Source organism: Mesorhizobium sp. WSM4844, from assembly GCF_055811775.1.
Map to the genome: position 1 here is coordinate 183,365 of NZ_JBVVQB010000005.1, position 26,275 is coordinate 209,639.

At 63.7% G+C, this 26,275-nt stretch carries 25 protein-coding genes, 1 pseudogene and 1 riboswitch; of the genes and pseudogenes, 11 read left to right on the forward strand and 15 right to left on the reverse strand.

From position 1 onward, the window contains the following. The coding region (locus AC0L2A_RS07075; RefSeq protein ID WP_473608085.1) for a GlxA family transcriptional regulator at positions 1–903 on the forward strand (903 nt) is incomplete at its 5' end. Between the two features lie 6 nt (positions 904–909). On the opposite strand, the gene AC0L2A_RS07080 is transcribed toward AC0L2A_RS07075, so the two are convergent. Both AC0L2A_RS07080 and xylA read right to left on the reverse strand, forming a co-directional pair. Then, the gene (locus tag AC0L2A_RS07080; protein WP_473608086.1) at positions 910–1,116 is read right to left on the reverse strand and encodes a hypothetical protein; all 207 of its coding nucleotides are present in this window, start codon (positions 1,114–1,116) and stop codon (positions 910–912) included. 185 nt (positions 1,117–1,301) lie between these two features. Next, positions 1,302–2,627: a xylose isomerase gene (xylA, locus tag AC0L2A_RS07085; RefSeq protein ID WP_473608087.1), complete on the reverse strand. Its 1,326-nt coding sequence runs from the start codon at positions 2,625–2,627 to the stop codon at positions 1,302–1,304. A 113-nt stretch (positions 2,628–2,740) separates the two neighbouring features. On the opposite strand from xylA, the gene AC0L2A_RS07090 reads away from it, so the two are divergent. Beyond that, positions 2,741–3,103, forward strand: a complete 363-nt coding sequence (locus AC0L2A_RS07090) for a nuclear transport factor 2 family protein (protein WP_473608089.1) — start codon at positions 2,741–2,743, stop codon at positions 3,101–3,103. A 35-nt stretch (positions 3,104–3,138) separates the two neighbouring features. Here the strand turns inward: AC0L2A_RS07090 and xylB are convergent, their stop codons facing one another. From xylB to AC0L2A_RS07105, 3 genes are all read right to left on the reverse strand, one after another. Then, a complete protein-coding gene (gene xylB, locus AC0L2A_RS07095; RefSeq protein WP_473608090.1) occupies positions 3,139–4,593 on the reverse strand; it encodes a xylulokinase in 1,455 nt (484 codons plus the stop codon). A gap of 81 nt (positions 4,594–4,674) precedes the next feature. Then, complete coding sequence (locus tag AC0L2A_RS07100; protein WP_473608091.1) at positions 4,675–5,997, reverse strand: tetratricopeptide repeat protein; 1,323 nt, start codon at positions 5,995–5,997, stop codon at positions 4,675–4,677. 9 nt (positions 5,998–6,006) lie between these two features. After that, a complete protein-coding gene (locus tag AC0L2A_RS07105) occupies positions 6,007–6,630 on the reverse strand; it encodes a LysE family translocator (RefSeq protein WP_473608093.1) in 624 nt (207 codons plus the stop codon). Between the two features lie 186 nt (positions 6,631–6,816). On the opposite strand from AC0L2A_RS07105, the gene AC0L2A_RS07110 reads away from it, so the two are divergent. The 5 genes from AC0L2A_RS07110 (at position 6,817) to AC0L2A_RS07130 (ending at position 11,042) form a co-directional block, all read left to right on the forward strand. After that, positions 6,817–7,584, forward strand: a complete 768-nt coding sequence (locus AC0L2A_RS07110) for a L,D-transpeptidase (RefSeq protein ID WP_128172871.1) — start codon at positions 6,817–6,819, stop codon at positions 7,582–7,584. Positions 7,585–7,703: 119 nt separating this feature from the next. Beyond that, entirely contained in the window at positions 7,704–8,870 is a 1,167-nt protein-coding gene (locus AC0L2A_RS07115) for a diphosphate--fructose-6-phosphate 1-phosphotransferase (RefSeq protein WP_473608094.1), read from the forward strand. 13 nt (positions 8,871–8,883) lie between these two features. Continuing rightward, positions 8,884–9,603 carry an MBL fold metallo-hydrolase gene (locus tag AC0L2A_RS07120; protein ID WP_473608095.1) on the forward strand — a complete coding sequence of 240 codons (720 nt, stop codon included), beginning with the start codon at positions 8,884–8,886 and terminating at the stop codon, positions 9,601–9,603. 84 nt (positions 9,604–9,687) lie between these two features. Then, entirely contained in the window at positions 9,688–10,299 is a 612-nt protein-coding gene (locus AC0L2A_RS07125; RefSeq protein WP_473608097.1) for a sulfite oxidase-like oxidoreductase, read from the forward strand. Then, positions 10,296–11,042: an FAD-binding oxidoreductase gene (locus AC0L2A_RS07130; RefSeq protein ID WP_473608098.1), complete on the forward strand. Its 747-nt coding sequence runs from the start codon at positions 10,296–10,298 to the stop codon at positions 11,040–11,042. Before AC0L2A_RS07125 ends, AC0L2A_RS07130 begins: the two co-directional genes overlap by 4 nt. 9 nt (positions 11,043–11,051) lie before the next feature. Here the strand turns inward: AC0L2A_RS07130 and AC0L2A_RS07135 are convergent, their stop codons facing one another. Both AC0L2A_RS07135 and AC0L2A_RS07140 read right to left on the reverse strand, forming a co-directional pair. Then, on the reverse strand, positions 11,052–12,167 hold the full coding sequence (locus tag AC0L2A_RS07135; protein WP_473608099.1) for an FAD-binding oxidoreductase: 1,116 nt from the start codon (positions 12,165–12,167) through the stop codon (positions 11,052–11,054). A gap of 23 nt (positions 12,168–12,190) precedes the next feature. Then, positions 12,191–13,438: pseudogene (locus AC0L2A_RS07140) on the reverse strand (aromatic ring-hydroxylating oxygenase subunit alpha). Between the two features lie 113 nt (positions 13,439–13,551). Next, positions 13,552–13,754, reverse strand: a riboswitch (cobalamin riboswitch). Positions 13,755–14,261: 507 nt separating this feature from the next. Here AC0L2A_RS07140 and AC0L2A_RS07145 point away from each other — a divergent pair. From AC0L2A_RS07145 to AC0L2A_RS07155, 3 genes are all read left to right on the forward strand, one after another. Further along, positions 14,262–14,468, forward strand: coding sequence for a DUF680 domain-containing protein (locus tag AC0L2A_RS07145; protein WP_473608101.1), 207 nt, complete (start codon positions 14,262–14,264; stop codon positions 14,466–14,468). Between the two features lie 67 nt (positions 14,469–14,535). Then, positions 14,536–14,760: a DUF680 domain-containing protein gene (locus tag AC0L2A_RS07150; RefSeq protein ID WP_023796853.1), complete on the forward strand. Its 225-nt coding sequence runs from the start codon at positions 14,536–14,538 to the stop codon at positions 14,758–14,760. 74 nt (positions 14,761–14,834) lie between these two features. Beyond that, positions 14,835–15,071, forward strand: a complete 237-nt coding sequence (locus tag AC0L2A_RS07155; protein WP_023796852.1) for a DUF680 domain-containing protein — start codon at positions 14,835–14,837, stop codon at positions 15,069–15,071. A 190-nt stretch (positions 15,072–15,261) separates the two neighbouring features. Here the strand turns inward: AC0L2A_RS07155 and AC0L2A_RS07160 are convergent, their stop codons facing one another. The 5 genes from AC0L2A_RS07160 to AC0L2A_RS07180 all read right to left on the reverse strand — a co-directional run bounded on the left by AC0L2A_RS07160 (position 15,262) and on the right by AC0L2A_RS07180 (position 21,824). Beyond that, positions 15,262–16,374 carry an ABC transporter ATP-binding protein gene (locus tag AC0L2A_RS07160; protein ID WP_023796851.1) on the reverse strand — a complete coding sequence of 371 codons (1,113 nt, stop codon included), beginning with the start codon at positions 16,372–16,374 and terminating at the stop codon, positions 15,262–15,264. Between the two features lie 25 nt (positions 16,375–16,399). After that, on the reverse strand, positions 16,400–18,064 hold the full coding sequence (gene bglA / locus AC0L2A_RS07165) for a beta-galactosidase BglA (protein ID WP_473608102.1): 1,665 nt from the start codon (positions 18,062–18,064) through the stop codon (positions 16,400–16,402). A 4-nt stretch (positions 18,065–18,068) separates the two neighbouring features. Next, positions 18,069–19,223, reverse strand: a complete 1,155-nt coding sequence (locus tag AC0L2A_RS07170) for a carbohydrate ABC transporter permease (protein ID WP_027151438.1) — start codon at positions 19,221–19,223, stop codon at positions 18,069–18,071. 1 nt (position 19,224) lies between these two features. Then, positions 19,225–20,238 carry a carbohydrate ABC transporter permease gene (locus AC0L2A_RS07175; protein WP_023796848.1) on the reverse strand — a complete coding sequence of 338 codons (1,014 nt, stop codon included), beginning with the start codon at positions 20,236–20,238 and terminating at the stop codon, positions 19,225–19,227. A 230-nt stretch (positions 20,239–20,468) separates the two neighbouring features. Further along, positions 20,469–21,824: an ABC transporter substrate-binding protein gene (locus AC0L2A_RS07180; RefSeq protein ID WP_473608103.1), complete on the reverse strand. Its 1,356-nt coding sequence runs from the start codon at positions 21,822–21,824 to the stop codon at positions 20,469–20,471. 361 nt (positions 21,825–22,185) lie between these two features. Between AC0L2A_RS07180 and AC0L2A_RS07185 the strand changes: the two genes are divergently transcribed. Beyond that, a complete protein-coding gene (locus AC0L2A_RS07185) occupies positions 22,186–23,208 on the forward strand; it encodes a substrate-binding domain-containing protein (protein ID WP_473608104.1) in 1,023 nt (340 codons plus the stop codon). Between the two features lie 115 nt (positions 23,209–23,323). On the opposite strand, the gene AC0L2A_RS07190 is transcribed toward AC0L2A_RS07185, so the two are convergent. From AC0L2A_RS07190 to AC0L2A_RS07200, 3 genes are read right to left on the reverse strand one after another with little or no spacing between them, the layout of a single operon-like run. Beyond that, the gene (locus AC0L2A_RS07190; RefSeq protein WP_473608106.1) at positions 23,324–24,802 is read right to left on the reverse strand and encodes a S8 family serine peptidase; all 1,479 of its coding nucleotides are present in this window, start codon (positions 24,800–24,802) and stop codon (positions 23,324–23,326) included. After that, complete coding sequence (locus tag AC0L2A_RS07195; protein ID WP_473608107.1) at positions 24,792–25,460, reverse strand: anti-sigma factor; 669 nt, start codon at positions 25,458–25,460, stop codon at positions 24,792–24,794. The genes AC0L2A_RS07190 and AC0L2A_RS07195 overlap by 11 nt, the downstream gene beginning before the upstream one ends. Then, on the reverse strand, positions 25,457–26,023 hold the full coding sequence (locus tag AC0L2A_RS07200; RefSeq protein ID WP_077375233.1) for a sigma-70 family RNA polymerase sigma factor: 567 nt from the start codon (positions 26,021–26,023) through the stop codon (positions 25,457–25,459). Before AC0L2A_RS07200 ends, AC0L2A_RS07195 begins: the two co-directional genes overlap by 4 nt. Positions 26,024–26,275: the final 252 nt, after the last annotated feature.

Here is a 26,275-nt window from a genome sequence, read left to right on the forward strand (position 1 = left end):
CCTTCTTTTTTGTGGGGCGCGGCGCGCGGCGAGCCGCGGCGCGCCCCAAACTTTTTGGCCGGCTCCTTGTTGTTCTTTTTCTGGGTGTTTTCGGGGCCGGCCCACGCGCGGGCCACCACATGCGGCCTGCCGGTTGCGGTCAGCGGCCGCTTCGATGCGGCGGATACGACGGATGTGCTTGTCGTCGTCGCCGGTTTCGGCACGCAGAACTATGCCACGTCGGCCCTGCTTGCCGGCCTGCGCCGAGCGGGGCGCGCCGCACGCGCCTGCGGCGGCGTCGAAGCCGGTACCTGGCTGGTCGCCCGCGCCGGCCTGCTGGAAGGGCGCAGCGCCACCACCCATTGGGAGGACATGGAGGATTTTTCCTCGGCCTTTCCCGATGTCGACGTCCGCCCCGACCGCTACGTCATCGACGGGCCGGTCTTCACCTCCGGTGGCGCTTCGCCGACCTTCGACCTGATGCTGCATCTGATCCGCACGCGGCTCGGCATGGCCGTTGCGCTCGATGTGGCAAGTGTTTTCATCTACGACCAGGCACGCGCCGCGACCGACGCGCAGCCTTTGGTCTCGCTCGGCCGCCTCGACGGCTACGATCCGCGGCTTGCGCAAGCCATCCGGCTGATGGAAACCCATGTCGACCAGCCCTTGACCATTGCCGCGGTGGCAAAGCGCGCCGGGGTGACGGCACGAACGCTGGAGAGCATCTTTCGCAAGTCGATCGGCGAGACGCCGGGCGCCTATTATCTCAGGCTGCGGCTGGGTGCCGCGCGCCGGCTGGTGGTCGACACGCGCGTGGCCATGGCCGATATTGCCGGGCGAACGGGGTTCTCGTCCGCCGCGGCATTTTCCAGAGCGTTTTCAAGAGCTTTCGGCGAAGCGCCGGTCAGGCTGCGTAGGAAATAGTCGGGATCAGGCAGCGTCCTGGCGGTCGCTTTTGCCGTCGATATGCGAGCGCATCTGTCTCGCAAGGTGGGTCTCGAAGCGGCTGGCGACCGCGCGATCCCATTCGTTTGCACCGCGCGCGCTATCCTTCGGATGCGGCAGCGCCATCAGCCGGTCGATGATCGATCCCTCGCCAGATGAGAGCAGGGCGTCGATTTCGCGTTCGTGCTGCATATCGTTTCGCCTCCTTCTTTCTGTTCCCGCCACCAACCACATATACTAGATTCGTGACGGCTGTTTGAAGGCAAGAGCGAGGCGATTGAGGGGCGGTGCGAGGCAAAACCTTGTCGTCGGTTCCGCCCTCGCGGCAAAGCTGTTCCGGGCCGGCGGGTCGTCAAGAGACCCGCCGGTGCGGCACCTCAGACGTACCGGTTGACGATATTCTCGAGCAGTTCCTGGCGGCCGGATCTCGGCTGCGGCTCGATCTTCTTCTTGACGACGCGCTCGGTGATCTCCTCCAGCGTGCGCTTGCCGGCAAGCATCGCCTTGGCCTCGGCCGAGTTCCAGCCGGCATAGCGCTCGGCCAGCGGGGCCGACAGCGCCTTTTCCCCGACCATGCGCGCGGCGGCCTTGAGGCCGCGTGCACAGCAATCCATGCCGCCGATATGGCCAATCAGCAGATCCTGCGGATCGAGCGACTGTCGCCTAAGCTTGGCGTCGAAATTGGTGCCGCCGGACTTGAAGCCACCGGCCTGCAGGACCTGATAGTAGGCCAGCGCCATCTCCGGCACATTATTGGGGAACTGGTCGGTGTCCCAGCCCGACTGGTAGTCGTTGCGGTTCATGTCGATCGAGCCGAAGATGCCGAGCGCATTGGCCAGCGCCAGTTCATGCTCGAAGGAATGGCCGGCCAGGATCGCGTGGCCCTGCTCGATGTTGAGTTTGACCTCCTTCTCCAGCCCGAAGCGTTTGAGGAAGCCGTAGACGGTGGCGACGTCATAGTCGTACTGGTGCTTTGTCGGCTCCTGCGGCTTCGGCTCGATCAGGATGGTGCCATTGAAGCCGATCCGGTGCTTGTAGTCGACGACCAGATTGAGGAAGCGGCCGGCCTGTTCCTGTTCGCGGGCAAGGTCGGTGTTGAGCAGCGTCTCATAGCCCTCGCGGCCGCCCCACAGCACATAGTTCTCGCCCTTCAGCCGCTTGGTGACGTCGATGCAGTGCTTCACCGTCGCTGCCGCATAGGCAAACACGTCCGGGTCGGGATTGGTGGCGGCGCCCGCCATGAAGCGGCGGTTGGAGAAAAGGTTGGCCGTGCCCCAAAGCAGCTTGACCCCGGTCTGCTTCATCTTCGCCGCAAAATAGTCTGATATCTCGTCGAGCCGCGCGGCACTTTCAGAAAAGTCTTTTCCCTCCGGCCGCACATCGGCATCGTGGAAGCAGAAATAGGGAACACCCAGCAGCGAAAACATGTCGAAGGCGACATCGGCCTTGAGCTTGGCCAGTTCCATCGTGTCGATGCCACCGGCCTCGGCGAACCACGGCCGCTCGAAGGTCTGGCCGCCGAACGGATCGCCGCCCGGCCAGGCGAAGGAATGCCAATAGGCGACGGCAAACCGCAAATGGTCTTCCAGCCGCTTGCCGGCGACAATTTCATCGGGATTGTAGAACCGGTAGGCCAGCGGATTGGTCGAATCCGGCCCCTCGTATTTGATCTTCTGGATGTCGCCGAAAAAGCCGCTGGTCATGTCTGTCTGTCCTCTCGCAGGGTTCGGTCCTGATTACCTCAGGCGTAATTGGTTTCGCGCTGTCGCTGGATGAAAAGGGTCATGTCAAAGCCAATCAACAACGGAGACAAACCATGACCGACCTCAACACGATCGCCGAAAACTACATCGCCGCCTGGAACGAGAGCGATGCCGCGCGCCGGCAAGCCTTGCTCAAGGCGGCCTTCACCGATGACGTCAGCTACCGCGATCCGATCATGCAGGGAGACGGCCACAATGGCCTCGCCGCACTGATCGATGGTGTCCAAAAACGTTTTGCCGGCTTCCGGTTTTCGCTGAAGGGCAAGCCGGATGGGCTTGGCGACACGATCCGCTTCTCGTGGAATCTCGGGCCGGAAGGCACCGATTCCGTCATCGAAGGCACCGACATCGGCGTCATCGAGAATGGCCGCCTGAAAAGCGTCACCGGCTTTCTCGACAAGGTCCCGGCACAGTGAGGTGATCTCGGGCCGCGGCGGGGGTGTGAAACCACTCACGCCGTGGCCGCCTTGATAGCCGGGTAAAGCAAGCGGTAGCGCTGATAGGCATCCGCATAGGCATTGCTTAGCGCGGCGACCGGTTCGATGGTGGCATCGGTGGCCGGCGCCGTGCACACTCTGAGCGGATCGGCGCCCGTCGCCGCGATCAGGCCAAGCCTCGCTGCACCGAAGGCGGCGCCGAAATCGCCGTCGGCGGGAATGTCGACGGGCAGGCCGAGCGCGGTGGCGATTGCCTTTAGCCAGTAGTGCGAGCGCGAGCCGCCGCCGATCGCCGTCACCCGCGTCAGCGTCGTGCCGGCCTTGGCCAGGGCTTCGAGACTGTCGCGGAAGGCGAAAGCCACGCCCTCCAGCACGGCCTGGGTCAACACGGCGCGGCTCGATTCATGCGCAAGCCCGGTAAACGAGCCGCGAATTGCCGAATCATTGTGCGGCGTGCGCTCGCCGGAGAGATAGGGCAGGAAGGTCACGCCGGTCGGCGCCTTCAGCGTATCGCCGAGCTCGGCGGTCAACTCGCCGGCGCCTTTGCCTGATATCTCCGACAGCCAGTTGAGCGAATCGGTTGCCGACAGGATGACGCCCATCTGGTGCCAGGTGTCGGGCAGCGCGTGGCAGAATGTGTGCACCGCGCTTTCCGGGTTGGGCAGATAGGCCGCATTGGCGGCAAACAGCACGCCTGACGTGCCAAGCGAGACAAAGGCCTGGCCGGCGGCGACCGTGCCCATGCCGCAAGCCGACGCCGCATTGTCGCCGGCGCCACCAGCGATCGGGATGCCGGCCTGCATCCCCCATTTCGAGGCCAGTTCGCTGCGCAACGCGCCAGCCTTCTCAGTGCCTTCGACCAGTGACGGCATCTGCTTCTCATCGAGCGACGTGGCCGTGAGCAGGTCGGATGACCAGTCTCGCTTGCCGACATCGAGCCAAGAGGTGCCGGCCGAGTCCGACATCTCCGAAATATGCTCGCCGGTGAGCCAGAGCCGCAGGAAATCCTTCGGCAGCAAGACCTTTGCCAGTTTGGCGAAAATATCTGGTTCGTTGTTTCTCACCCAGACCAGCTTTGGCGCGGTGAAGCCGGGAAAGACGATGTTGCCGGTCAGCTTGCGAAAGCGCGGGTCGGCGTCGAGCTTGGACGCCTCGGCATGGCTGCGCGTGTCGTTCCACAGGATGCAGGGGCGCAGCACCTGGTCGCCGGCATCGAGCAATGTAGCGCCATGCATCTGGCCGGACAGGCCGATCCCTTTGACGGCGGCGAGCTGTTCTGGATGGGAAGCCTTGAGTTCCGCGATCGCTTTCTCGCAGGCGCGGATCCACTCGGCGGGGTTCTGCTCGGACCAGCCGGGATGCGGCCGCGACACGTCGAGCGACGCGTGGCCGGAGCCGATGACGGTCTGCCCGGCATCGATCAACAGCGCCTTGACGCCCGACGTGCCCAGATCGAGGCCAAGATACATGGTGTCCTCCCAATGTCATTAATTTTTTCGGACCTCGAAAAAATCTGACTTGGCATTTTTTAAGACAAGATCCGCCTCCGGTCAATTCTCCGACAAATTGGCCGCCCGCCGCGAGAACAGCGCCGACAGCGGACTGTCCGGCCGCGCCAGCGTGCGTTCCGCTGCAAGCGCCTTTGCCAACGCATGGTCGCCGGAACGCAGCGCCGCCTCGATCATCGTCAGGTCGACGACGTCGCGCTGCGCGTGGCTGCCGCCGCAGCGGTGGGCGATCGCCCGGATCGGCCGGATCAGGCGGACCGTCTCGGCATAATTGCCGTCGCCGAACGCTTCGATGGCGAGCGTCAGGGGATAGCCGACATCCCGGGTAAAGGCGGCGTTGTCGTCGTTGCCGAGCATGGCCTCGCGCTGCGCCTCGAGCAAGGTGCGAGCCGGCGCTTCTTGGCCGCCGCCGACGAAGGCCATCATTGCGTGGGCATCGTTGAAGGCATAGTTGCCGGCGCTGGCCTTCGCCCAGTTGGCGGCGAGCGCCGCCCAGCGGCCGCCGACATTGACGCCGCCGAGATGCAGCCGCCACAGGATCGCCGAGGCATCGACCATGTTGAGCGCCAGCGTCGAGCGCTCGCCGTAGATCGGGCCGTCATAGAGCGCCAACACCTCGTCGGTCTCGCCGAGATCGTAGTGGAACAGCGCCAGATGCCACCAATTATGCACTTTCAGGAAGCTTTCACGCGTCCACGCGTCGGGGTTGGCGCGCATCCAAGCTATGCCGTCGCTTTGCCGGCTCTGCATTTCCATGACATGGGCGACGGCGTGCTGCGCCCAGCCGTCGCGCGACTCGATGTCGACTGCCATGCGGCCAAGCTTTTCGGCGCGCGCATAGTCGCCCATTTCCTCCAGTCCGAACGCCTGCATGCCGAGTATGGCGTGGTAGCCCGGCATGCCGCTTTGCCACGACGGCAGCGCGCGGCCGATGCGGTCGCGCAGCATGCGGGCATTGCCGGTGAAGAAATCAATCTGGTGCCCGGTCTGCAGCGCCAGCGCATCGAGCGGAAACTCGATGGCGATATCCTCGAGCAGACGGGCGGCTTCATGCCAGCGTCCTGCGGCAAGATGGCCAAGTGCTGCGACATGCGCCTGCTCGCGCGGCGTGGCGGCAAGCGGCAGTGCCGCCTCGTGGCATGTCCTGGCCACGGCTGCCGCCTCGCGCTCGGTGGCGAGGCCGAAGAGATAGCCCTTGAACACATGCGCCATGACGAAGCCGGGATTCTCGGCGATGGCGCGATCGACCGAGCCGACCGGATCGCCGATGAAGCATTGCAGTTCGCGGACGGCCTGGCTGTAAGGCGAGAACCCGGCCTCCGTCGCGCCCGAAAACGTCAGGCCGAATGCATCCCTGACTACCATGTCATGTCCTCAATTGCCCGAGCGCATCGCCACTGTGGCAATGCCGGCGCCGACCAGCAGCGTGCCGCCGGTACGGTTGAAGATGCGGATCGCTTTCGGGTTGCGAACGACGTTGCGTGCCCTTGCGGCGATCAGCGCGTAACCGAAGGCATTGGCGAAGGCGAGCGCCAGGAAAGTCGTCTCGAAGATCAGCATCTGCGTCCAGAAATCGGCATGCCGGTCGAGGAACTGCGGCAGGAAGGCGACGAAGAAGGTGATGCTTTTCGGATTGAGCGCGGTGACCAGCCAGGCATGCGTCATCATCTTGGCCGAGGACACCGCATCCAGGCGCGGCTCGGCCTTGAGCGTGCCGCCGGCGCGAAACAGCTTTATGCCGAGATAGATCAGATAGCCGGCGCCGACCACCTTCAGCACCGTGAACACGGTGGCCGACGCCGCCAGCAGCGCGCCGATGCCAAGCATCGACAGCGTCATCGCGGTAAAATCGCCAAACGCCACGCCAACCGCCATCGGCAGCGCGGTGCGCCAGCCCTGGCCGAGCGCATAGGATACGACCAGAAGGATGGTCGGGCCGGGAATGACAAGAAGGATCGTCGAGGCGGCAGCAAAGCCGGCCCAGTTTTCGAAGGACATGCTCGTCTCCTTGAGCTCAAAGAAGAGGATAAATCCTTGGGCTCGCGAAGATGTAAAGGGCAAAAATCGAAAATGCCCTAGGCTAACATCGGCAACGGTTCTTCACGCTTTTTCAACCATGATTGGTGAAAATGCACTCTATCCGGCCGGACCGTGTTTCCCGCCGACAGCGTAGGGTTTGGGTAGATGCGTGAGTTGCCGCAAGGTCTGACGCCGCCGCACAATGGCGACGAAATCGAAATTTCCGAAATCCAGCTTTCCCGCCGCGCAGTGTTGTCCGGCGCCGGTGCGCTGGCGCTGCTCGGCGTCGCCGGCTGCAGCCAGACGCTCGACCTGTCGGCGCTGCAACTCGACGCCGTCACCACCGGCGCGATCACCCCTGTCCGCCCGAGCATCAGCGTCGACAAGAACATCACCAGCCCTGGTGTGATGTATGCCTCCGTCACCGACGGCGGCTTCACGCTGCCGGAAGTGCCCTACCTCAAGGTCAAGCCGGAGTTCCGCCGCCAGATCGTCGTCGACCCGACCGGCGAGCAGCCCGGCACCATCGTCGTCCATTCGCAGGAGCGGCTGCTCTACCTGGTGCAGCCCGGCGGTGACGCGATCCGTTACGGCGTCGGCATCGGCAAGGATGGCTTCCGCTGGTCCGGCCGCGCCAACATCCAGTACGGCAAGGAATGGCCGACCTGGAGGCCGCCGGCCGAGATGATCGCCCGCAAGCCGGAACTGGTGAAATGGCAGGCCGGGCAGCCCGGCGGCCTCGACAACCCGCTCGGCGCGCGTGCGCTGTACATCTACCAGAACGGCCAGGACACCGGCTACCGCATCCACGGTTCGCCCGAATGGTGGAGCATCGGCCAGGCGATGTCGTCGGGCTGCGTTCGCCTGATCAACCAGGACATCATCGACCTCTACAGCCGCGTCTCCAGGAAGAACCCGGTCGTCGTCGTCTGACCCTCCCGGTCATCGTCTGAACTCGAGGCGGCTGACGCAGCCGCTCGACTCTCCCGTTGCGCGATCTCGCAAGACAGGCGAATGTGGATTGCAAAGCCACTGCTCGGGAGACGTGAAGCATGTCCGGAACTTTTGTCATCGCGCAAGGCGGCGGTCCGACCGCCGTCATCAACCAGACGGTGGTGGGCGCCACGCTCGAGATCCGCAGGCGGCATCCCGGCGCCAAGGTGTTGGGCTCCATCCATGGCGTGCGCGGCATCCGCGACGGCAACTATGTCGATCTTTCGGCTATCCCTGAGGACCGGTTGCGGTTGATTGCGGCGACGCCGAGCGCCGCGCTTGGCTCGACCCGCGACAAACCGGACGAGGCCTATTGCGAGATCATCCTCAACGGCCTGAACAAGGCGGGCGCCGATGCCTTCATCTATATCGGCGGCAACGACACGTCCGGCACGCAGCAGATCCTGACCGACGCCGCCGGCGGCAAGATGGCTTTCGTCCATGCGCCGAAAACCATCGACAACGATCTCGAGGAGAATGACCACACGCCGGGCTTCATTTCGGCAGCCGAGTTCGTCGCCGGCGCCTTTCTCTCGGTCGACCTCGATTTCCGTGCTCTGCCGGGCATCTATGTCGGCATCGTCATGGGCCGGCACGCCGGTTTCCTCACCGCCGCCGCCGCCGCATGGCAGCTTGATCCCGACAGCGGCCCGCACCTCGTTTATGTGCCGGAGCGTCCGTTCTCGGCTTCAGCCTTTATCGACGACGTGCGCGCCACGCTCGATCGCCACAAGCGCTGCATCGTCGCAGTCTCCGAAGGCGTCAGCACCGCCGACGGCAAGGCGCTGGTCGAAAGTCTTGTGCCGCCAAACAAACTGGAGCGCGATGCGCATGGCAACGTCAAGCTGTCGGGCAGCGACCTGCCGGCCGCCCTCGAGCGCGCGCTGGCCGAAGGATTGCCGGGCAAGCGGGCGCGCGTCGATGCGCTCGGCTACATGCCGCGCGGCTATGTCGGCGCCATCAACCCCGTCGATGCGCAGGAAGCCTTCGATGCCGGCGTCTTTGCGGTCGCTGTCGCCGAACAGGGCGGAGGCTCGGTGGCGCTGCAATATGACGGCGAGAAAACCGTGCTGAACAAGGTGCCGCTGAAAAACGTTGCCGGCAAGACCCGTCACATGCCCGACGATTTCATGCTGCCGGATGCCAACCAACTCTCCGACGCAGGAATGGCCTATCTGAAGCGGCTGGTTCCCGAAAAGTACAAGGTTGGAAAACCGTTCGTCTGATGCCGGCCCTCCGATGGATGATTGGTTCAGCAAGACGAAGGTCGACGCCGTTACAGCCATGCTGACCGAGCCGTTCGTGCATGATTTCGTGCGCGCCAACATCTGGCATCTGCGCGGCCGCGACGTCGACCTGCTTGTCGACACCGGCATGGGGATTTGCCCGCTGGCGCCGGAGATCGACACGCCTGATGGCAAGCCGCTGCTCGTCGTCGCCACCCATATCCACCTCGACCATGTCGGCTCGCTGCACGAATTCCCGCTGCGAGCCGGGCCGAGGATGAGTGCTGCGCAATTCGACAGCATGGATGACGCCGTCACCTACGCCCACATGTTTCATGATCTCGACGGCGCCGTCTCGAAGCTGCCGGCACCGGGCTGGAAAGCGGCCGAATACAGAATCCAGCCGGCGCCGCTGACGCGGACGCTTGACGAGGGCGATCTGGTCGACCTTGGCGACCGGCAATTCCGGGTGCTGCATCTGCCCGGCCATTCGCCGGATTCGATCGCGCTGTTCGATGAGGCCGACGGCCTGTTCTTCACCGGCGACGCCATCTACGACGCCATGCTGATCGACGACCTGCCGGACTCCGACCGATCAGCCTATCGCCGAACCATGCAGCGGCTGCTCGATCTGCCTGTCAGCATCGGCCATGGCGGCCATGGACCAAGCTTCGACGCCAAACGGATGCGCGAGATCGCCACCGGTTATCTCAGGCGAACAGACGGCGCATAAGCCAAGAATCTGGTTGCCCGCCGGAATATCTTTGACAACATTGGTGAAGGCCGACAGGCGGCCTGATGCAAACGGATTGTCTCGATGGTCACCCGCGGCTTCTCTTCAGGACGAAAGCCCCCGACGGATGCGGATGCGCGTATCCCGCCGGGGCAGTACCTCGAGCACGGGTTTCCGGTGCTGTCGGCCGGGCCGACGCCGCGCGTGCGCACCGAGGACTGGTCGTTCACGCTCAAGCACGGACCGCGGCCGATCAAGACGTGGAACTGGACAGAGTTCAACGCGCTGCCTTTGACCAAGATGACGCGCGACATTCATTGTGTCACCGCGTGGACCAAGTTCGACACGGCGTGGCAGGGTGTGCTGGTCGACGATATTCTGGCGGATGCCGGCATCAAGCCACCGACGGCCTTCACGCTGGCGCTGTCCTTCGACGGCTATACCACCAACGTGCCGACGCAGGATCTCATTGCCGGCAAAGCGATGGTGGCGCTGCTCTACGAAGGCAAGCCGATCACGCCGGACCATGGCGGCCCGGCGCGGCTTCTGGTTCCGCATCTCTATTTCTGGAAGTCGGCCAAATGGCTGAACGGGCTGCAGTTCACCGAGCGCGACGAGCCCGGCTTCTGGGAGCTGCGCGGCTATCACATCTATGGCGACCCGTGGCGCGAGCAGCGCTATACGGGCGATCCATGAGCGACGCGCCGGCGGCGCAGTCGCCCTGGCAGACGGTGACCATCGCCCGCATCGAAAAGCGCACGCCGCGCGTCACCAGCTTTTTCCTCCAGCCGTCGCGGCCCTTCGGCTATCGTGCCGGGCAGCATGTCGATGTCAGGCTGACGGCGCCGGACGGCTATCAGGCGCGCCGCTCCTACTCAATCGCCTCGGCGCCGGAAGCCGGCGAGACGATCGAGCTGGCGATCGAAAGGCTCGATGATGGCGAGATCTCGCCCTTCTTCCACGATATCGCGGCGGTTGGCGACGAGGTCGAGTTGCGCGGACCGCTCGGTGGCCACTTCGTCTGGTCCGACAGCGACGGCGGCCCGCTTCTGCTGGTCGGCGGCGGGTCCGGCGTGGTACCGCTGATGGCGATGATCCGCCATCGCGCCGCGCGCAGATCGGCGGTGCCCGTGGCATTGGTATTTTCCGCACGGGTCTGGGACGAGGTGATCTTTCGCGACGAGCTGATCGACTTCCACGATCGCCGGGACGGCTTCGATCTGGTGTTGGCGCTGACCCGCGAGGCCGCCCCGCGCCCGTCAGACTATTCGCGGCGGGTCGATGCCGCGATGATGGAGCAATCGATGCTGCGGCTGCCCGCGCCGCCAAGGTTCGCCTTTGTCTGCGGCTCGAATGCCTTCGTGTCAGCCGCCGCCCAGGCGCTGATCGATGCCGGCGTTCCGGCAAGCCTCATCCGCACCGAGCGCTACGGGGTTTAAGCTCCCCGGTCAGGCGTCGATCTCGAGCGCCGTCAGCGGCTTCGAACAGCAGGCAAGAATGAAGCCGTCGTCGATCTCGTGATCGAGGATGCCGCCATTGTGGCTCATCTCGACCGTGCCCGAGACCTTTTTCACCTTGCAGGTTCCGCACAGGCCGAACTCGCAGGCTGCGGGGATGCGTACGCCCGAAGCGCGCGCCGTCTGCAGCACGGTCTGGCCGGCAACGCATTCGGCATCAATATCCGAAAGCGAAAAGCGGATCGGCGTTGCGGCCTCGGCAGGTACCTCGACCCCACTCTTTGCCGGCCCACCCTCTGCCGGCGAACCGAACGGGGCCGGTATTTCCTCCACCGCCGGGGCCGCAAAGCTCTCCTGATGGTAGTTGGCCATGTCGAAGCCGGCCGCCTCCAGCATCTGCCGCACGGCGCGCATGAACGGGTCGGGGCCGCAGCAGAAAATTTCGCGCTCGCGAAAATCGGGGGCCAGCAGCGGCAGCCGTATCGCGTCGATCCGGCCCATATGGCCGAACCAGCCCTCACGGCTGGACCGCTCCTCGATCATGAAGCCGAGCGTCAGGCCCGGCATGCGGCTGCCGAGCAGCTCGAGCTCCTTGCGGAAGATGATCTCCTCGGGCTTTCGCGCGCAGTTGACGAAGCCGACATCTGTCCATGGCGCGCAGTCGTTCAGCCAGCGCAGCATCGACATCATCGGCGTCACGCCTGAGCCGGCCGAAATGAACAGATACTTGGCCGCTGGATGGCTGTGCAGCGAAAAGTCGCCCGCCGGCCCATAGGCCTTCACGTGAACGCCGGGCTTCAGATTGTCGAACATCCAGCGGGTGCCGAGGCTGCCGGCCTGCGCTTTCACCGTCACCGCGATCGAGAACGGCCTCGACGGCGAGGACGACAGCGTATAGGTCCGCATCATCGGGCCCTCGGTGGTCGGCAGTTCCAGCGTCACGAACTGCCCCGGTCTGTAGCGGAACCAGGTCTGGTTGTCAGAGCGGAAGGTGAAGGTCTTCACGTCAGGCGCCTCGTCGCTGACGCCGATGACTTCCAGCACCTGGAGCCTGTCGTTCCAGGGCGCCATCTCGTCGAGATGGCGGTAGAGGCCAAGGTCCGTCATCGCATTCATCCCCTTGACCTCGTTCAGGCGACGCTGCGCAGCGCCGGCCGCCCGGCCTCGGCAAGGCGCGGCCCGATGAAGGAGGCGTACCATTCGACGAACTGGATGACGCCGCCCTCATGCAGTTCCGAATAGGGGCCGGGCTCATAGGCCGGCGACAGGATGCCGAAGGCGTTTTCCTCGACAATGCGACGGTCCTGGTCGTTGGTCTCGGTCCAGACATGGGTGAGTTCGGCGAGGTCGTAATCGACGCCTTCGACCGCGTCCTTGTGGACAAGCCATTTGGTGGTGACGGCCGTTTCCGTGGCACTGATCGGCAGCACGCGGAAGGTGACGGCATGATCGCCGAGGATATGGTTCCAACTCGTCGGATAGTGATAGAGCAGCAGCGAGCCGATACGGTCGGTCGAAACGCTGTCGGAAAGGTTCTTCTTCACCGCGCGTCTTCCCGTCATCGTGTAGCTGACGGCGTCGTGCAGCAGCGGCGCGCGGGTGGCGCGATACTGCCCGGCCGGATCGATGCGGAACTTGCTCGGCAAGCCCGCCGCCTCGCATTTCGCCCAGTGCGCGAGCATCTCTGGATCGCTGTCGGCGCCCTGCACGCCGGTCACGGTCGGCGCTTCCGGGAATGTCTTGCAGAGTTCCGGATGGTTGCCGGCGCAATGGTAGCACTCGCGGTTGTTCTCCCAGACGAGCTTCCAGTTGCCCTTCTCGACGATGGTCGATTCGAAGGCGATTTTTGCCTCGCGCAGCCGGTGCGGCAGGAGGTAAGGCTCGATCATGGCGCGCATCGGCGCGAAATCGGCCGGCTCGTTGGCCAGGCAGATAAAGATGTAGCCGCCAACGCTTTCGCAAGCCACCGGCTTCAGGCTGAACTGGCTCTTGTCGAAGCCGTCTGCCATCTGGCGAGCAAACAACAGCCGGCCGTCCAGCTCCTAGGTCCACTGGTGATAGGGGCAGACCAGCTTCGCCGCAGTGCCCTTGTCGGCATTGCAGACACGGCTGCCGCGATGCCGGCAGGAATTGTGGAAGGCATTGATCTTGCCTTGCTGGTCGCGGACCAGCACGACCGGATAGTCGCCGATCTGGGCGGTGATATAGCTGCCAGCTTTCGGCAACTCGCAATCGTGGCCGATGAACAGCCAGTCGCGATACCAGATCAGCTCCATGTCGAGCTTGAAGAAATCTGGATCGGTGTAGAAGGGCTGCTCGAGCGAATAGCCTTGCCTGCGGCCGTGCAAGAGCCTCAGCATGTCGTTGCGCGCGTCCATGTCCTGTCCTCGTGTAAGGACTGAACTGGTGGTGATGGAGGGAGGACCGTTTGCACGCCGGCGACAGGGCCGGACGTGCATCATCCACCTCTTGACCGCCCACCGCGATCAGTCGAGTCTGAAAATCTCGGGCTGGTTTCCGGGCTCTGGAGTGTCCTTGCGGACTCGTCGCGACACCTTCCCAGGCTTGTGGCCCAGTGGTCTCCCGTTGCGACTTGAACTCCACCACCGTTGCGGGGGCAGCGCCGGGTTCTGACCGGCTTCCCAATTCTCCGCTTCGTCGTCACCAAGCGGCACCTGAGATGGCGTGATCTAATCATGCCGGCCGGCTGACTGCCGGCATGAAAGCGACATCGTATCCATGCGGCGCGACACCGCCGGCGAAACCTGCAGGTTTATATCTGCAGGGCTGAAACCCCACTTTGTCGGCGGCCACTGTCGGCTGCCGTGACATAGAATCCGACCCGCGGCGGAGATCAGGAAGGTTAACAGTTTACAAAAGTGACTATTAGCCGCTTCTAAAATCGAACCGAACGGTTCGTTTCTGTTGACAATGCGTGCAACACGCTGTGAACGCAAATTCGCCAATCCGTCAAATCATGAATTGCTAATTTTGAATAAGATATTGAAAACAAACCATAAAACCATGGTAGCAGATGCCTCTGGTACAATTTCAAGGTGTAGATTCTTGGTCCACACGGAACAACTTCGTGATTGGAATCCGCCGAATGGCCTTCCCACATCGGGGCTGTCCGAACGACGCGCGCATCCTCCCAAGACACGCCGCTAGACGGACTGAAGACTAAGATACTGGAGTACTAAAATGAAAAAGATCGCTCTTGCTGCCGTCGCCGCTCTGGCCATCACCGGCAGCGCCTTTGCCGGCAGCGACCGTTATGGGTCCAACGCCGCCAACCAGCCGGCCGTCGCGGTCGACAGCTCGTATACGGCCTCTGTCCAGACGCCGGCTCACGCTGAAAAGCAGCCCGTTGGCCAGGGCGCCGACCGCAACCTTTTCGGCAACAATTAACAGCTGGTCCCAAACAGCAAAGTGGCGGTCCGCCGCTCGGGATCTGAGGAACTCAGGAGTATTTGAAATGAAGAAGCTCATTCTTGCCACCGCCGCGATTGTGGCCATCTCCGGCAGCGCTTTTGCCGGCAGCGACAACTTTGGATCGAACGGCGCCAACCAGCCGGCCGCTGCGGTCGACAGCAACTCGTACACGGCTTCGATTCGGAATTCGGCTTCGGCGCAGAATCCGGTTCCGGCTGACGAGAAACCCGTCAACGGCAGCGACCGTAACCTGTTCGGCAACAACTAACAGTTCGTTCCAACAGCGGCGGCGGCATTTGCCCGCCGGGCTGGCGGAACCAAGAAAATCCAGGAGTTTTGAAAATGAAGAAGATCGTTCTTACCGCCGCCGCGCTTTTGATTGCTGCGGGCGGCGCTTTTGCCGGTAGCGACAACTTTGGCAGAACCGACATCAACAAGCAGGCGACCATCAACGTCGACAACACGCAGACTTCTTCGGTACGCAATACCGGCTCGCCGGTCTACAAGCTGCTCAACTCGTCGGGCGACGTACAGAAGTCCGCCCCGCAGGGCAGCGACCGGAACCTGTTCGGCCGCTAGCGCATCGGCCCGAAAATCGGTTCCGATTTTCGGAAAGCACGATGCGCAGGGTTAAAGTGTTGGAGCGTACCTTTGTGCGTCCACTTGGACGCACGTCGCTCTAACAGCGACCGGAACGCACAAGAGTGGCGGCTTTGCCCGCCGCTCTCGTTTTTGGGTCACCAAACATCCATCAGTTCGGCTGCTGCTCTCAGGCTGCCTTTGCTTCCGCTTTGTGGAGCGTGAATGAATGTCCGTCGGCATCGAAAATATGCAGGTCGCCGGCATCGGCATTCAACCGCAGCGCAGCGCCGCGCTTGACCCCGACATTGCCTGGCAACTTGGTGACCAGCGGCAGGTCGGCGCGGCCGATGTCGACATAGACGAGCTGGACCTCGCCGAGTTGCTCGACATAATCCACCGTTCCCTCGAAAAGATAATCCGCACCGGTGGCGATCGTCAGATCTTCCGGCCGCACGCCGAAGCTCACCGAAGCGCCCTTCACCGACGCCGGCGTGGCGATCGGCACCGTCGCCTTGCGCCCGCCGACATGACTGACGATGGTCGGGTCGCCTGATTTGTCGATCGTCGCCGGCAGGATGTTCATGGCCGGCGAGCCGATGAACTGGGCGACGAACAGATTGCCGGGTCTCTTGTAGAGCTCCATCGGCGTGCCGACCTGCTCGATATGGCCCTCCTTGAGCACCACGATGCGGTCGGCCAGCGTCATCGCCTCGACCTGGTCGTGGGTGACGTAGATCATCGTTGTAGCAGGCATCGATTCCTTGAGCTTCGCGATCTCGATGCGGGTGGCGACGCGCAGCGCCGCGTCGAGGTTCGACAGCGGCTCGTCGAACAGGAAGACCTTGGGGTTGCGCACGATGGCGCGGCCGATGGCGACGCGCTGGCGCTGGCCGCCCGACATCGCCTTGGGCAGGCGGTCGAGATATTTGGTCAGCTGCAGGATTTCCGCCGCCTGGCGCACCCGCTTGTCGATCTCGGCCTTGCTCTCCTTGCCGATCTTCATCGAGAACGCCATGTTGTCGTAGACAGTCATGTGCGGATAGAGCGCATAGGACTGGAACACCATGGCGATGCCGCGCTTCGACGGCGGCACGTCGTTCACCACCTCGCCGTCGATCTTGAGCTCGCCGGAGGTGATTTCCTCAAGCCCGGCGATCGACCGCAGCAAGGTCGACTTGCCACAGCCCGAAGGGCCGACGAAGACGATGAACTCGCCCGACTTTATGTCGAGGTCGATGCCATGGAGAATGTTGAGATTGCCGTATGATTTCTTCACTTGCCTTAGCGTGACATCGGCCATGGGTTCCCTCCAGTGAATTGCAAATTCAGTCGATACGCCCGAACCAGGCGCCGTAGCCGTCGAGGCGGATAAAGCCGGCGTCAGTCTGTCCCGAAAACCCGTGCCCCGGCAAGGGCTGCAGCGAGCGTCCGCCGAGATTGACTTCGGCCGGTCGGCTGCCGAGATTGAAGGCGCAGACGATCTGCTCTTTGCCCTCGCGGCGCGTGAAGGCGACCGTATCGCCCTGGCTTTCGATGAACTCGATCTCGCCCTTGGCCAGCGCCGGATACAGGCGGCGGAAAGCGAGAAAGCGCCGGTAGTGTTCGAGCAGCGAGTTATCGTCGCCCTGCTGCACATCGACCGCCTGCGAAAGGTGCTTGGCAGGCATGGGCAGCCAGGGCTTTGCCGTGGAGAAGCCGCCATTGCCGTCGGCGCCATTCCAGACCATCGGCGTGCGGCAGCCGTCGCGGCCCTTGAATTCCGGCCAGAACCGGATGCCGTAGGGGTCCTGCAGATCCTCGAATTGCAATTCCGCTTCGCCAAGACCGAGTTCCTCGCCCTGGTAGATGCAGACCGAGCCGCGCAGCGACATCAGCAGCGCCGAGATCACCTTGAGATAAGCGGTCTGGTCGGCCTCGCCGGCCGCCCAGCGCGAGGCAGTGCGCATCACGTCGTGGTTGGAGAAGGCCCAACACGACCAGCCGTCGCTGGCGACCTCGCCAAAGGCTTCCAGCACCGAACGCACTTTTGCCGCGCTGATCTTTTCGGGCGCCAGGAAGTCGAATGAATAGCACATGTGCACGCGCTTGCTGCCGGCGGTATAGGCCGCCACCACCTCCAGTCCGCGCTGCGAATCGCCGACTTCGCCAACCGCCGCCGTCGCCGGATATTCGTCGAGCAGGGCGCGGAAGCGTTCGAGGAAGCCAAGGTTTTCGGGGCGGCTCTTGTCGTAGAGATGGTCCTGGTAGTTGTAGGGGTTGACGGAAGGAGCGGTCTGGTCGTTGCGCTGTTCGGGCGGCAGCGGCGGATTGTCCTCGAGGCCCTGGCTGTGGAAGTAGAAATTGATGGTGTCGAGGCGGAAACCGTCGACGCCGCGCTCCAGCCAGAAGCGGGTGACATCGAGCAGCGCGTCCTGGACTGCGCGGCTGTGGAAGTTGAGATCGGGCTGCTCGGCCAGGAAATTATGCAGGTAATATTGCTGGCGGCTGGTGTCCCACTGCCAGGCCGAACCGCCGAAGATCGACAGCCAGTTGTTGGGTGGCGTGCCGTCGGGCCTGGCGTCGGCCCAGACATACCAGTCGGCCTTCGGGTTGGTGCGGCTCGAGCGGCTTTCCTTGAACCACGGATGGATGTCGGCGGTATGCGACAGCACCTCGTCGATCATCACCTTGAGCCCGAGCCTGTGCGCCTCGGCGGTCAGGGCGTCGAAATCGGCCAGCGTGCCGAACATCGGATCGACGTCGCAATAGTCGGACACGTCGTAGCCGAAATCCTTCATCGGCGACTTGAAGAACGGCGAGATCCAGATGGCATCGACGCCGAGCGCCGCGATATAGGGCAGCCTGCCGATGATGCCCCTGAGGTCGCCGATGCCGTCGCCGTTCGAGTCCTGATAGCTGCGCGGATAGATCTGGTAGATCACGGCACCTCGCCACCAGTCGCGGTCGACGGCGAAGTGGGGACTCAACGTCGCTTTCACAGCGGATTGCATGATCTCAGCCTCCCTTCACCGAGCCGGCGAGCAGCCCGCGGACGAAATAGCGCTGCAGCGAGAAGAACACGATCAGCGGCACGACAATGGTGATGAAGGCAGATGTCGTCAGGATCTCCCAGTCGCCGCCGCGCGAGCCGAGCAACGCGTTGAGCTTGGCGGTCAGCACGATCTGGTCGCCCTCGGTGCCGAGGAACACCATCGCGACCAGCAGATCGTTCCACACCCACAGGAACTGGAAGATGGCGAAAGAGGCCAGCACCGGGAACGACAGCGGCAGCACGATCTTGACGAAGATCTCGAAATCGCTGGCGCCGTCGATGCGCGCTGATTCCATGATTTCTCGTGGCAGGCCGGCAATGTAGCTTCTCAAGAGATAGATGGCGAAGGGCAGGCCGAAGCCGGTATGCGCCAGCCAGATGCCGAGATAGGTTTTCGACGGCACGCCGAAGAAGCTGCCGACGCCGTTGTAAAGCTTCAGCAGCGGGATCAGCGACATCTGCAGCGGCACGACCAGGAGCCCGATGATCACCGCGATGAGCAACGCCCGGCCGGGAAAGCGCATCCAGGCCAGCGCATAGGCCGCGAACGCCGCGATCAGGATCGGGATGACGGTCGCCGGAATGGTGACGGTCAGCGAATTCATGAAGGAGCGGCCGATGCCTTCCGAAAACAGCACCGTATTGTAATTGTCGGTGGTGAATTTCGGCGGCGCCGACGAGGCGTAGTAGACGCGCTGGCCACGCTCGCCCTCGAACGGCTTGGTCGAGGTCATGACGAAACTGCCGTCGGGGTTGAGCTGCAAGGTCTCGCCGTCACCGAGATCGGCTGTGGTACCGGCGGGATATTGCGTCGGCGCCGACGACTTGACGCCAAAGGCGCTGATGTCGCGGGCCGGATCATCGCCGAAGATGTTGCCCTCGAGGACGAACTTGCCGTCCTTCTCGACTTGTGCCGAGGCGGGTGGCAGCCGCCCCGCTTCCGTCTGCGTGGAACTGGCGAACGAGTTCCACCAACCCGAGGCGATGATCTGGTCCTTGTCGCGCAGCGACGAGACGAGAATGCCGAGCGTCGGGATCGTCCAGATCGCGACGAAGAGGAAGACCGCGATATGGACGCCGAAACGGCTGGCAAAGGACTTTCCGGTCGAGACGGCCATCTCAATGTCCTCCCGTCTCTTTGTTGGCCTGGCGGATGTTCCAGATCATGATCGGAATGACCGCGATCATGATGATGATGGCGATGGTGGCGCCACGGCCGAAATCGCCGCCGCCGCGGAACATCCAGTCGAACATCAGATTGGCCAGCACCTGGCTGTTCCATTGGCCGTTGGTCATCGTCAGCACGATGTCGAAAACCTTCAGCACCAGGATGGTGATGGTGGTCCAGACGACGGCGATCGTTCCCCAGATCTGCGGCACCATGATCTTCCAGAAGATCTGGAACGGATTGGCGCCGTCGATGACGGCCGCCTCCAGCGTCTCCTCGGGAATGCCCCGCAAGGCAGAGGACAGGATGACCATGGCAAAGCCGGTCTGGATCCAGATCAGGATGATCATCAGGAAGAAATTGTTCCAGAACGGCAGCGATATCCAGACCTGCGGCTGGCCGCCGAAATATTGGATGATGGCGTTGAGCAGGCCGATCTGCGTCTGGCCAGCACCACGATACTCGTAGATGAACTTCCAGATGACGCTGGCGCCGACGAACGAGATGGCCAGCGGCAGGAAGATGAGGCTCTTGGCGATGGTGCCCCACCAGATCTTGTCGGTGAGGACGGCGATGATCAGCCCGAGGAAGGTGCAGGCGGCAGGCACGACCGCCAGCCAGATGATGTTGTTGAGGATGGAGGTGCGGAATTCGCGGTCGCCGAACGCCCATTCATAATTGGCGAAGCCGACGAAATTGGCGCCACCGCGATCGAGGAACGACAGCCTCAGCGTCTCCACGACCGGGTAGATCAGGTAGATGGTGAGGATGATCATGGCCGGGCCGACGAACAGCCACGGCCGGATCATCCCCTGCCGGCGCAGATTGTCGATGGCCGCCGCACCTGCAACGCCGCGCGACGGGAAGATGATGTCCACCAGCTTGTTGGCGCCCCAGAAATAGGCGACGCAGCCGCCGACGCCGACGACGATGACGAATATGGCCGAGAAAATCTGAGCCGCCACGGGTCCCTCCCTCTGCGCATGATCCGCCAGTCGGGAATGACTTTGGCGATGCGATCACAGGCCGATTCAGTTATTTGGAACGCGATCGGATGCAAGGCAGGGTTTTGCACTTGCTGGTCGCGCGTCATGCCGGAATGTGCTCATAAAAATTGCTGCTGTGCGGGCCGCCGGTCGGATCCGGGCCATCGAGGCCCGGATCCATGCAGGATCGGACGTTCAGCCGGGACCGCCTACTTGATCGCGTCCCAGCTCTTCTGGATGTCGGTGGCGACATCCTGGGCGGACTTGCCGCCGACGAGATCGATCATGCCGGTCCAGAAGGCGCCGGCGCCGATCTTGCCCGGCATCAGGTCGGACCCGTCGAAGCGGAAGGTCGAGGCCTCGGCGAGGATTTCGCCCTGCTTCTTCAGCGCGTCGCTGGCATAGGCGTCCTTGTTGACCGACTTGAACGGCGTCACAAAGCCGCCCTGGGCCATCCAGATCTCATGGGCGAGCGGCATCTTCAGGAATTCGATGAACGCGCGGGCACTCTTGCTATCCTTGGTGATCATGGCCAGCGTGCCGGCGCCGAGAACCGGGGTGCCGAGGTCGGGCTTGGCAGCGTAAGCTGGGAAGTAGAAGAAGTCGGCGTCCTGGCCGATCTCGGTGCCTTCCGGGAAGAAGGTTGGGATGAACGACGCCTGGTGGTGCAAATAGCATTTCGGCGGCACCGAGAACAGGCCTTTCGGGCTGTCGCGAAAATCCGTCGCCGCCACCGCCTTGGCGCCGCCGTCGACCATCTTGTCGTCGGTCGCGATCTTGCCGAAAATGTCGATGGCGTTGACCACCGCGGGGTCGTTGAACGGAATCTCGTTCTTCACCCACTTGTCGTAGGTCTCGGGCGTCTGGGTGCGCAGCATGATGTCCTCGACCCAGTCGGTCGCCGGCCAGCCGGTGGCGCCGCCAGACCCGAGCCCGATGCACCAGGGCGTGCCGCCGTCGGCGATGATCTGCTTTTCGAGCTCGGCGAGCTCTTCCTGCGTCTTCGGCACCTCGTAGTCGGCTTCCTCGAAATTGTCCGGCGAGTACCAGACCAGCGATTTCACGTCGGCCTTGTAGGGGAAGGCGAAAAAGCCCGGCTGGCCATCCTTGTCCTTGAAGGTGCCGAGATCGACCCATGACTGGCCGGCGCCGTAATTGTCCTTGATCCAGTTGGCGGTGTCGTCGCCGAGCGGCGTCAGCAGGCCCTTGGACGCCAGATCCTGGATCAGGCCCGGCTGCGGCAGCACGGCGATGTTGGGCGGGCTGCCGGCCTGCGTGTCGATGACGATCTGCTGTTCGTAATTTTCCGACGAGGAGTATTTGACCTCGGCGCCGGTGGCTTCCGAGAAATAGTCGAGAACGGTGCGGATGAGGCCCTCGTCCTCGCCGCGCCATGGCCCGAAGATCGACAGCGTCTCGCCCTTGAGGTCGACTTTCTTGAGCTCTTCGTAATTCGCCCAGTTGAAGCGGGGGTCTTCGCCCGGCTTGAACTTCAGTTCGGCTTGCGCCGGTGCGCCCAGGGCGAGCGCGACAAAGGCGGCGCTCAGCAGAAGCATTTTCCTCATTGGTATTCCCTCCCAGTGGTGACAGACACCGGACGGAACCTCCATTCCGTCCGCCGACGCAGCAGGACTGTGACTCACTCGGAAGGGAACCGCAACCTTTCGAAGAGTCTTCCAAAGCGCTTTGGTCTTTGCAATCACGCCACTGAATTAATCAGAAGTCAAGAGGCTGGTAAACTAATCGATTTAATTTCACGGCCGCAAGAGCAAACAAAGTGCGTTGCAGCACCATTTTGGGCGCTGCAACAGCAAATTTTGCTTCAAACCGGTTAGAAAGGGTGCTTATGATCTTCGCATCGGTAGCGCTTGCCGCCGTGGCGCGAGCGGCCCATAGTTAAAGCGCTTTGAGGCTTGGAGGCCTCCGGTGAACCTCAAACAGCTTTCCCACATGCTGGCGCTTTCGCAGACCACGGTAAGCCGCGCGCTGAACGGCTACCCGGAAGTCAACGAGGAAACGCGCCGGCGGGTGATCGACGCCGCCAAGCGCCACGGCTATCGCCCCAACCCGAGCGCGCGTCGGCTGGCTACCGGCAAGACCGGGATGATCGGTTATGTCTTGCCGACCGGGGCGGCCGTCGACATCGACCCGCATTTCGTCGAATTCCTCTCCGGTCTCGGCGACTACGCCCGTTCGCACGAACTCGACCTGGTGCTGTCCCCCGCCGATGCCGACGATCAGGAGACGACCTATCGGCGCATCGTCGCCAACCGGCAGGTCGACGCCGTCTACATCTCCTCGCCGAGGCCGGCCGACCGGCGGGTGGCGCTAGTCAGCACGCTCGGCATCCCCTTTATCGTCCATGGCCGCAGTGAAGGCCTCGATTTCGATTACCCTTTCACCGACATCGACAATGAGGGCGCCTTCCACGAGGCGGCACGGTTGCTCGTCCAGCTCGGTCACCGGCGGCTGGCGCTGATCAACGGCGACGGCCGCGAGACCTTCGCCATTCACCGCGAGCGTGGCGTGCGCCGGGCGCTGGCGGCAAGCGGTCTGGTGCTTGGCGAAGGCGATGTCTGTTCCCTCGCCATGACCGAGGAGAACGGCTACCGCGCCGCCAGACGGTTGCTCGAGCGCAGCGATGCGCCGACAGCGATCGCCTGCTCCAGCCTGATCATGGCGCTCGGCGTCGTGCGCGCGGTGCGCGATCTCGGCCTGACCATTCCGGGCGACCTGTCGCTGATCGCCCACGACGACGTCTTCCCCTGGCTGAAGCCGGAGAATTTTTCGGTGCCGTTGTCGACGACGCGTTCGTCGATCCGCCTGGCCGGCGCTCGTATCGCCGAGCGGCTGGCGGCGCGGATTTCGGGGTTGGAGGAGGGCGCCCGCGGCGAAGTCTGGCCGGTCGACCTGGTCATCAGGGGATCGGTCGCCGGCGCACCGCCGTAAGGGTAAAATGTTGGCGGGGCCGGGAAATGCGACATCGCGGTTCGCCCCCCTCTGTCCTGCCGGACAAAGGGGGGTGCTTCGCGCCGCCCCTCATCGCTTTACCTCCCACGCGGACTTACTCCTTCGCCGCCTCGGCCGCCCTGATATCCAACAGGCCATAGCCGAAATCATTGTCCCGCCCCTTGGGGCCGAGATCCCTTGCCGTGGCGGCCAGCGCTTTCTCGACCCAGTCGGCGGAACGGTCGGGTGCGGCATGCAGCAGATTGGCGATCGCGCCGGTGACGATCGCTGCGGCAAACGAGGTGCCGGTGACCACATCAGAACCGGCGCCGCTCGGCGCCACCATCTCGACGCCGGGAGCGGAGAGGAAGACGTAGGCGCCGCGATTGGCCTGCTGCATCAGCCCGTCTTTGGCATCGGTGGCGGTCACCGCGATGACGCCGTCGAAGGCGGCCGGGTAGCCGTAGGGCGCCTTCGGTCCGTTGTTGCCGGCGGCGGCGACCAGCACGATGCCCAGGGCGCGAGCATTGCGGCAGGCGACGCCGAGCAGGTCGTTCTTCGGGCCGACGAAGCTCATATTGATGATGCGGACGTCCTGCTCCGCCGCCCAGTCGAGCGCCGCAAGGATGACGTCCATCGTCGATTTGCCGCCCTCGAAGGCGCGGGCGTGGTAGATCCTGGCGCCCGGCGCCATGCCTTTGAGCGCGCCGACGCCGGCGATCAGGCCGTCGATCGAGGTGCCGTGATCGCGCGCCTCGATCGGCACGTCGGGCATTGCGTCGAACTGATCGGCGATGACGCCGGAGAGTGCTGGATTGGTGTCGTCGATGGCGGTGTCGACGACCGCAATGCGCACGTTCTCGCCGCTCGCCCCTTTCGCATCGAGCGCAATGCGCTCGAAGGCATAGTTGACGATGGTGGCTGCCTGCTGCAGCGAGTAGATATGGTTGGGCTCGCGCCGTAAAGTACGGCCGTCGGCGGAAAGCTGCGCCAGCACGACGCCGACCGGGCGGCCATCGGGAATGCCGAAGCGCACCAGCGTGGCGCCGAGCAACTGAGACTGGCGCTGCGAGCGCACCTCGAGGCCAAAGGAGGCGGCGATCTGCTGGACGGCGTCGCCCTCCACCGTCACCAGCACCTCGTCCGGCACGACATCACCGACGATGGCGCGGGGCGGCTCGGCCGCGACGAGATCGCTGGGCGAAACGATCGGGCCGGCGGCCGCAGCGGCTTGTATCGCTGTCGCACCGGCAGGCGGGACCGGCGGCGGCAACGCACCGCTGGCCGGATCGCGGCGCGGATCGGGCGTCGGCAGCGGCGCCTGGCCGCCGCCGATCGGATTGGGGAACAGGTCGACGATCAGCGCGGGAAGAAGCACCGCATTTGTCGCGGCAGGACCTGCGCCGGGCCTTTCGCCGCTGCCATCCTTTGTGTCGCGCTTGATGCAGTCGGCCGCCGTCGCCCCTCGGTTGAGGCAGTCGATTTCAGTCTGCGTAAGGGTCGGATCATTGGTCTGCGCCAAGGCCGGCACAGCGCCGATTATCATCGCCGCCACGAGCAGCGCCGCAAATCGGATGACCGCCCTAGCCGCCATCGACCGGTTTCCTTCCCTCGACCACAGCCTCCGCGAAAGGCTGGGCGGCAATCAGGCCGAGCACTTTTTCATAGTCGGCTGCGGTCGCGGCCGGGATGCCAAGACGGAAGACACCTTCGGCGGTCGGGCCGGCGGCAATCTTCAGCTGGTGCTCGCCAAGAAAAGCGACAATGTCGGCCATCTTGGCATCCGGCTTGAACGTGACCAGCGCGAACGGCATTTTCGCAAGATCGCCTTGCTGGCCGGCAATTTCGAAATCGCTGTCGATGCCGCCAGGCTGCTCAAACGCCTGCACCACAACAAGCGCCAGCAGAGCCGCGGCCGCAGCCCAGGCGACGCCGGCGGGCACCGCGATGAAGCGGCCCCACGCTTGCGTCAGCCAGGACGACGCCGCCGGCGCGCGCACCGGGCCGGCCTCGGCGTCAAGCGCCCGGGCGAAGCGGCTGAGCGCATCGGCCGGCGGGCGGATCGCTTCATTGGATGCAGCTGTGCTGGAGAATTCGGCTTCGGCCTCGCCGAGTGCGGCAAGCGCTGCCGGGTCGGTCGCCAGCCATTCCTCGACGGCTTCGAGCTCTGCACCTTCCAGCGAGCCATTCAGGTAGAACGGCAGCAGCGTTTCCATTTCATCGCGGCGCGACATCTTTTCAGCGGCGCTCATGGCCACCCCCTGTCGTAACCGGCGGCCTTGAGTGCCTCGCCGAGTTTCTTGCGGGCGTAGAACATTCTGGTCTTGACGGTGGCGACCGGAATACCGAGTACCTCGCCGATCTCGCTCACCGACTGTCCGTGGTAGTAGGCAAGGTCGATCACCGTTCGGTGTTCTTCCGGCAAGGCATCGATGAAACGCCGCAACGCGGCGCCCTTGTCTTCCTTCATGGTGACGACTTCCGGAGAGTCGGCGCCGTCGGCGACCTGGGCGGCGTCATCGTCGTCGATCCAGTCTTCCTTTTTCTTGCGCAACGACGACAGCGCCTTGAAGCGGGCGATGCCGAGCAGCCACGTCGAGACTTCCGAGCGCCCCTCGAAGCCGGGCGCCTGGCGCCAGAGTTCGAGAAACACCTCGTTGGCGATATCGTCGGCCATCATTTCCGATCCGGTCTGGCGCACCACGAAACGGTAGACCCGCGCGTGGTGGCGCATGAACAGGAGCCGCACGGCGGCGCGGTCGCCCTTCGCGACCCGGCCGACAAGCGCACGATCGGTTTCCGTCGCTGCCGTCATGGCCGATCGAGCCGCCTGGCTCCTGTCTGCTCTGTCGCTGATCGGCCCAAAAAGGTTCACCGCTTTCCGCCCAGAATTTCCTGAAAGCTAGCCGAAGAGCGGCAGTGTTGCCAGAGGGAGGTTCTTCCCTTCTCCCCCTGTGGGAGAAGGTGGCCGAGCGAAGCTCGGTCGGATGAGGGGTGCTGGACGGATCGCTACACCGAAGAATTAAGCGCTTCAAATCCCTCAATATTTTCACGCCGAGTTTCTTCC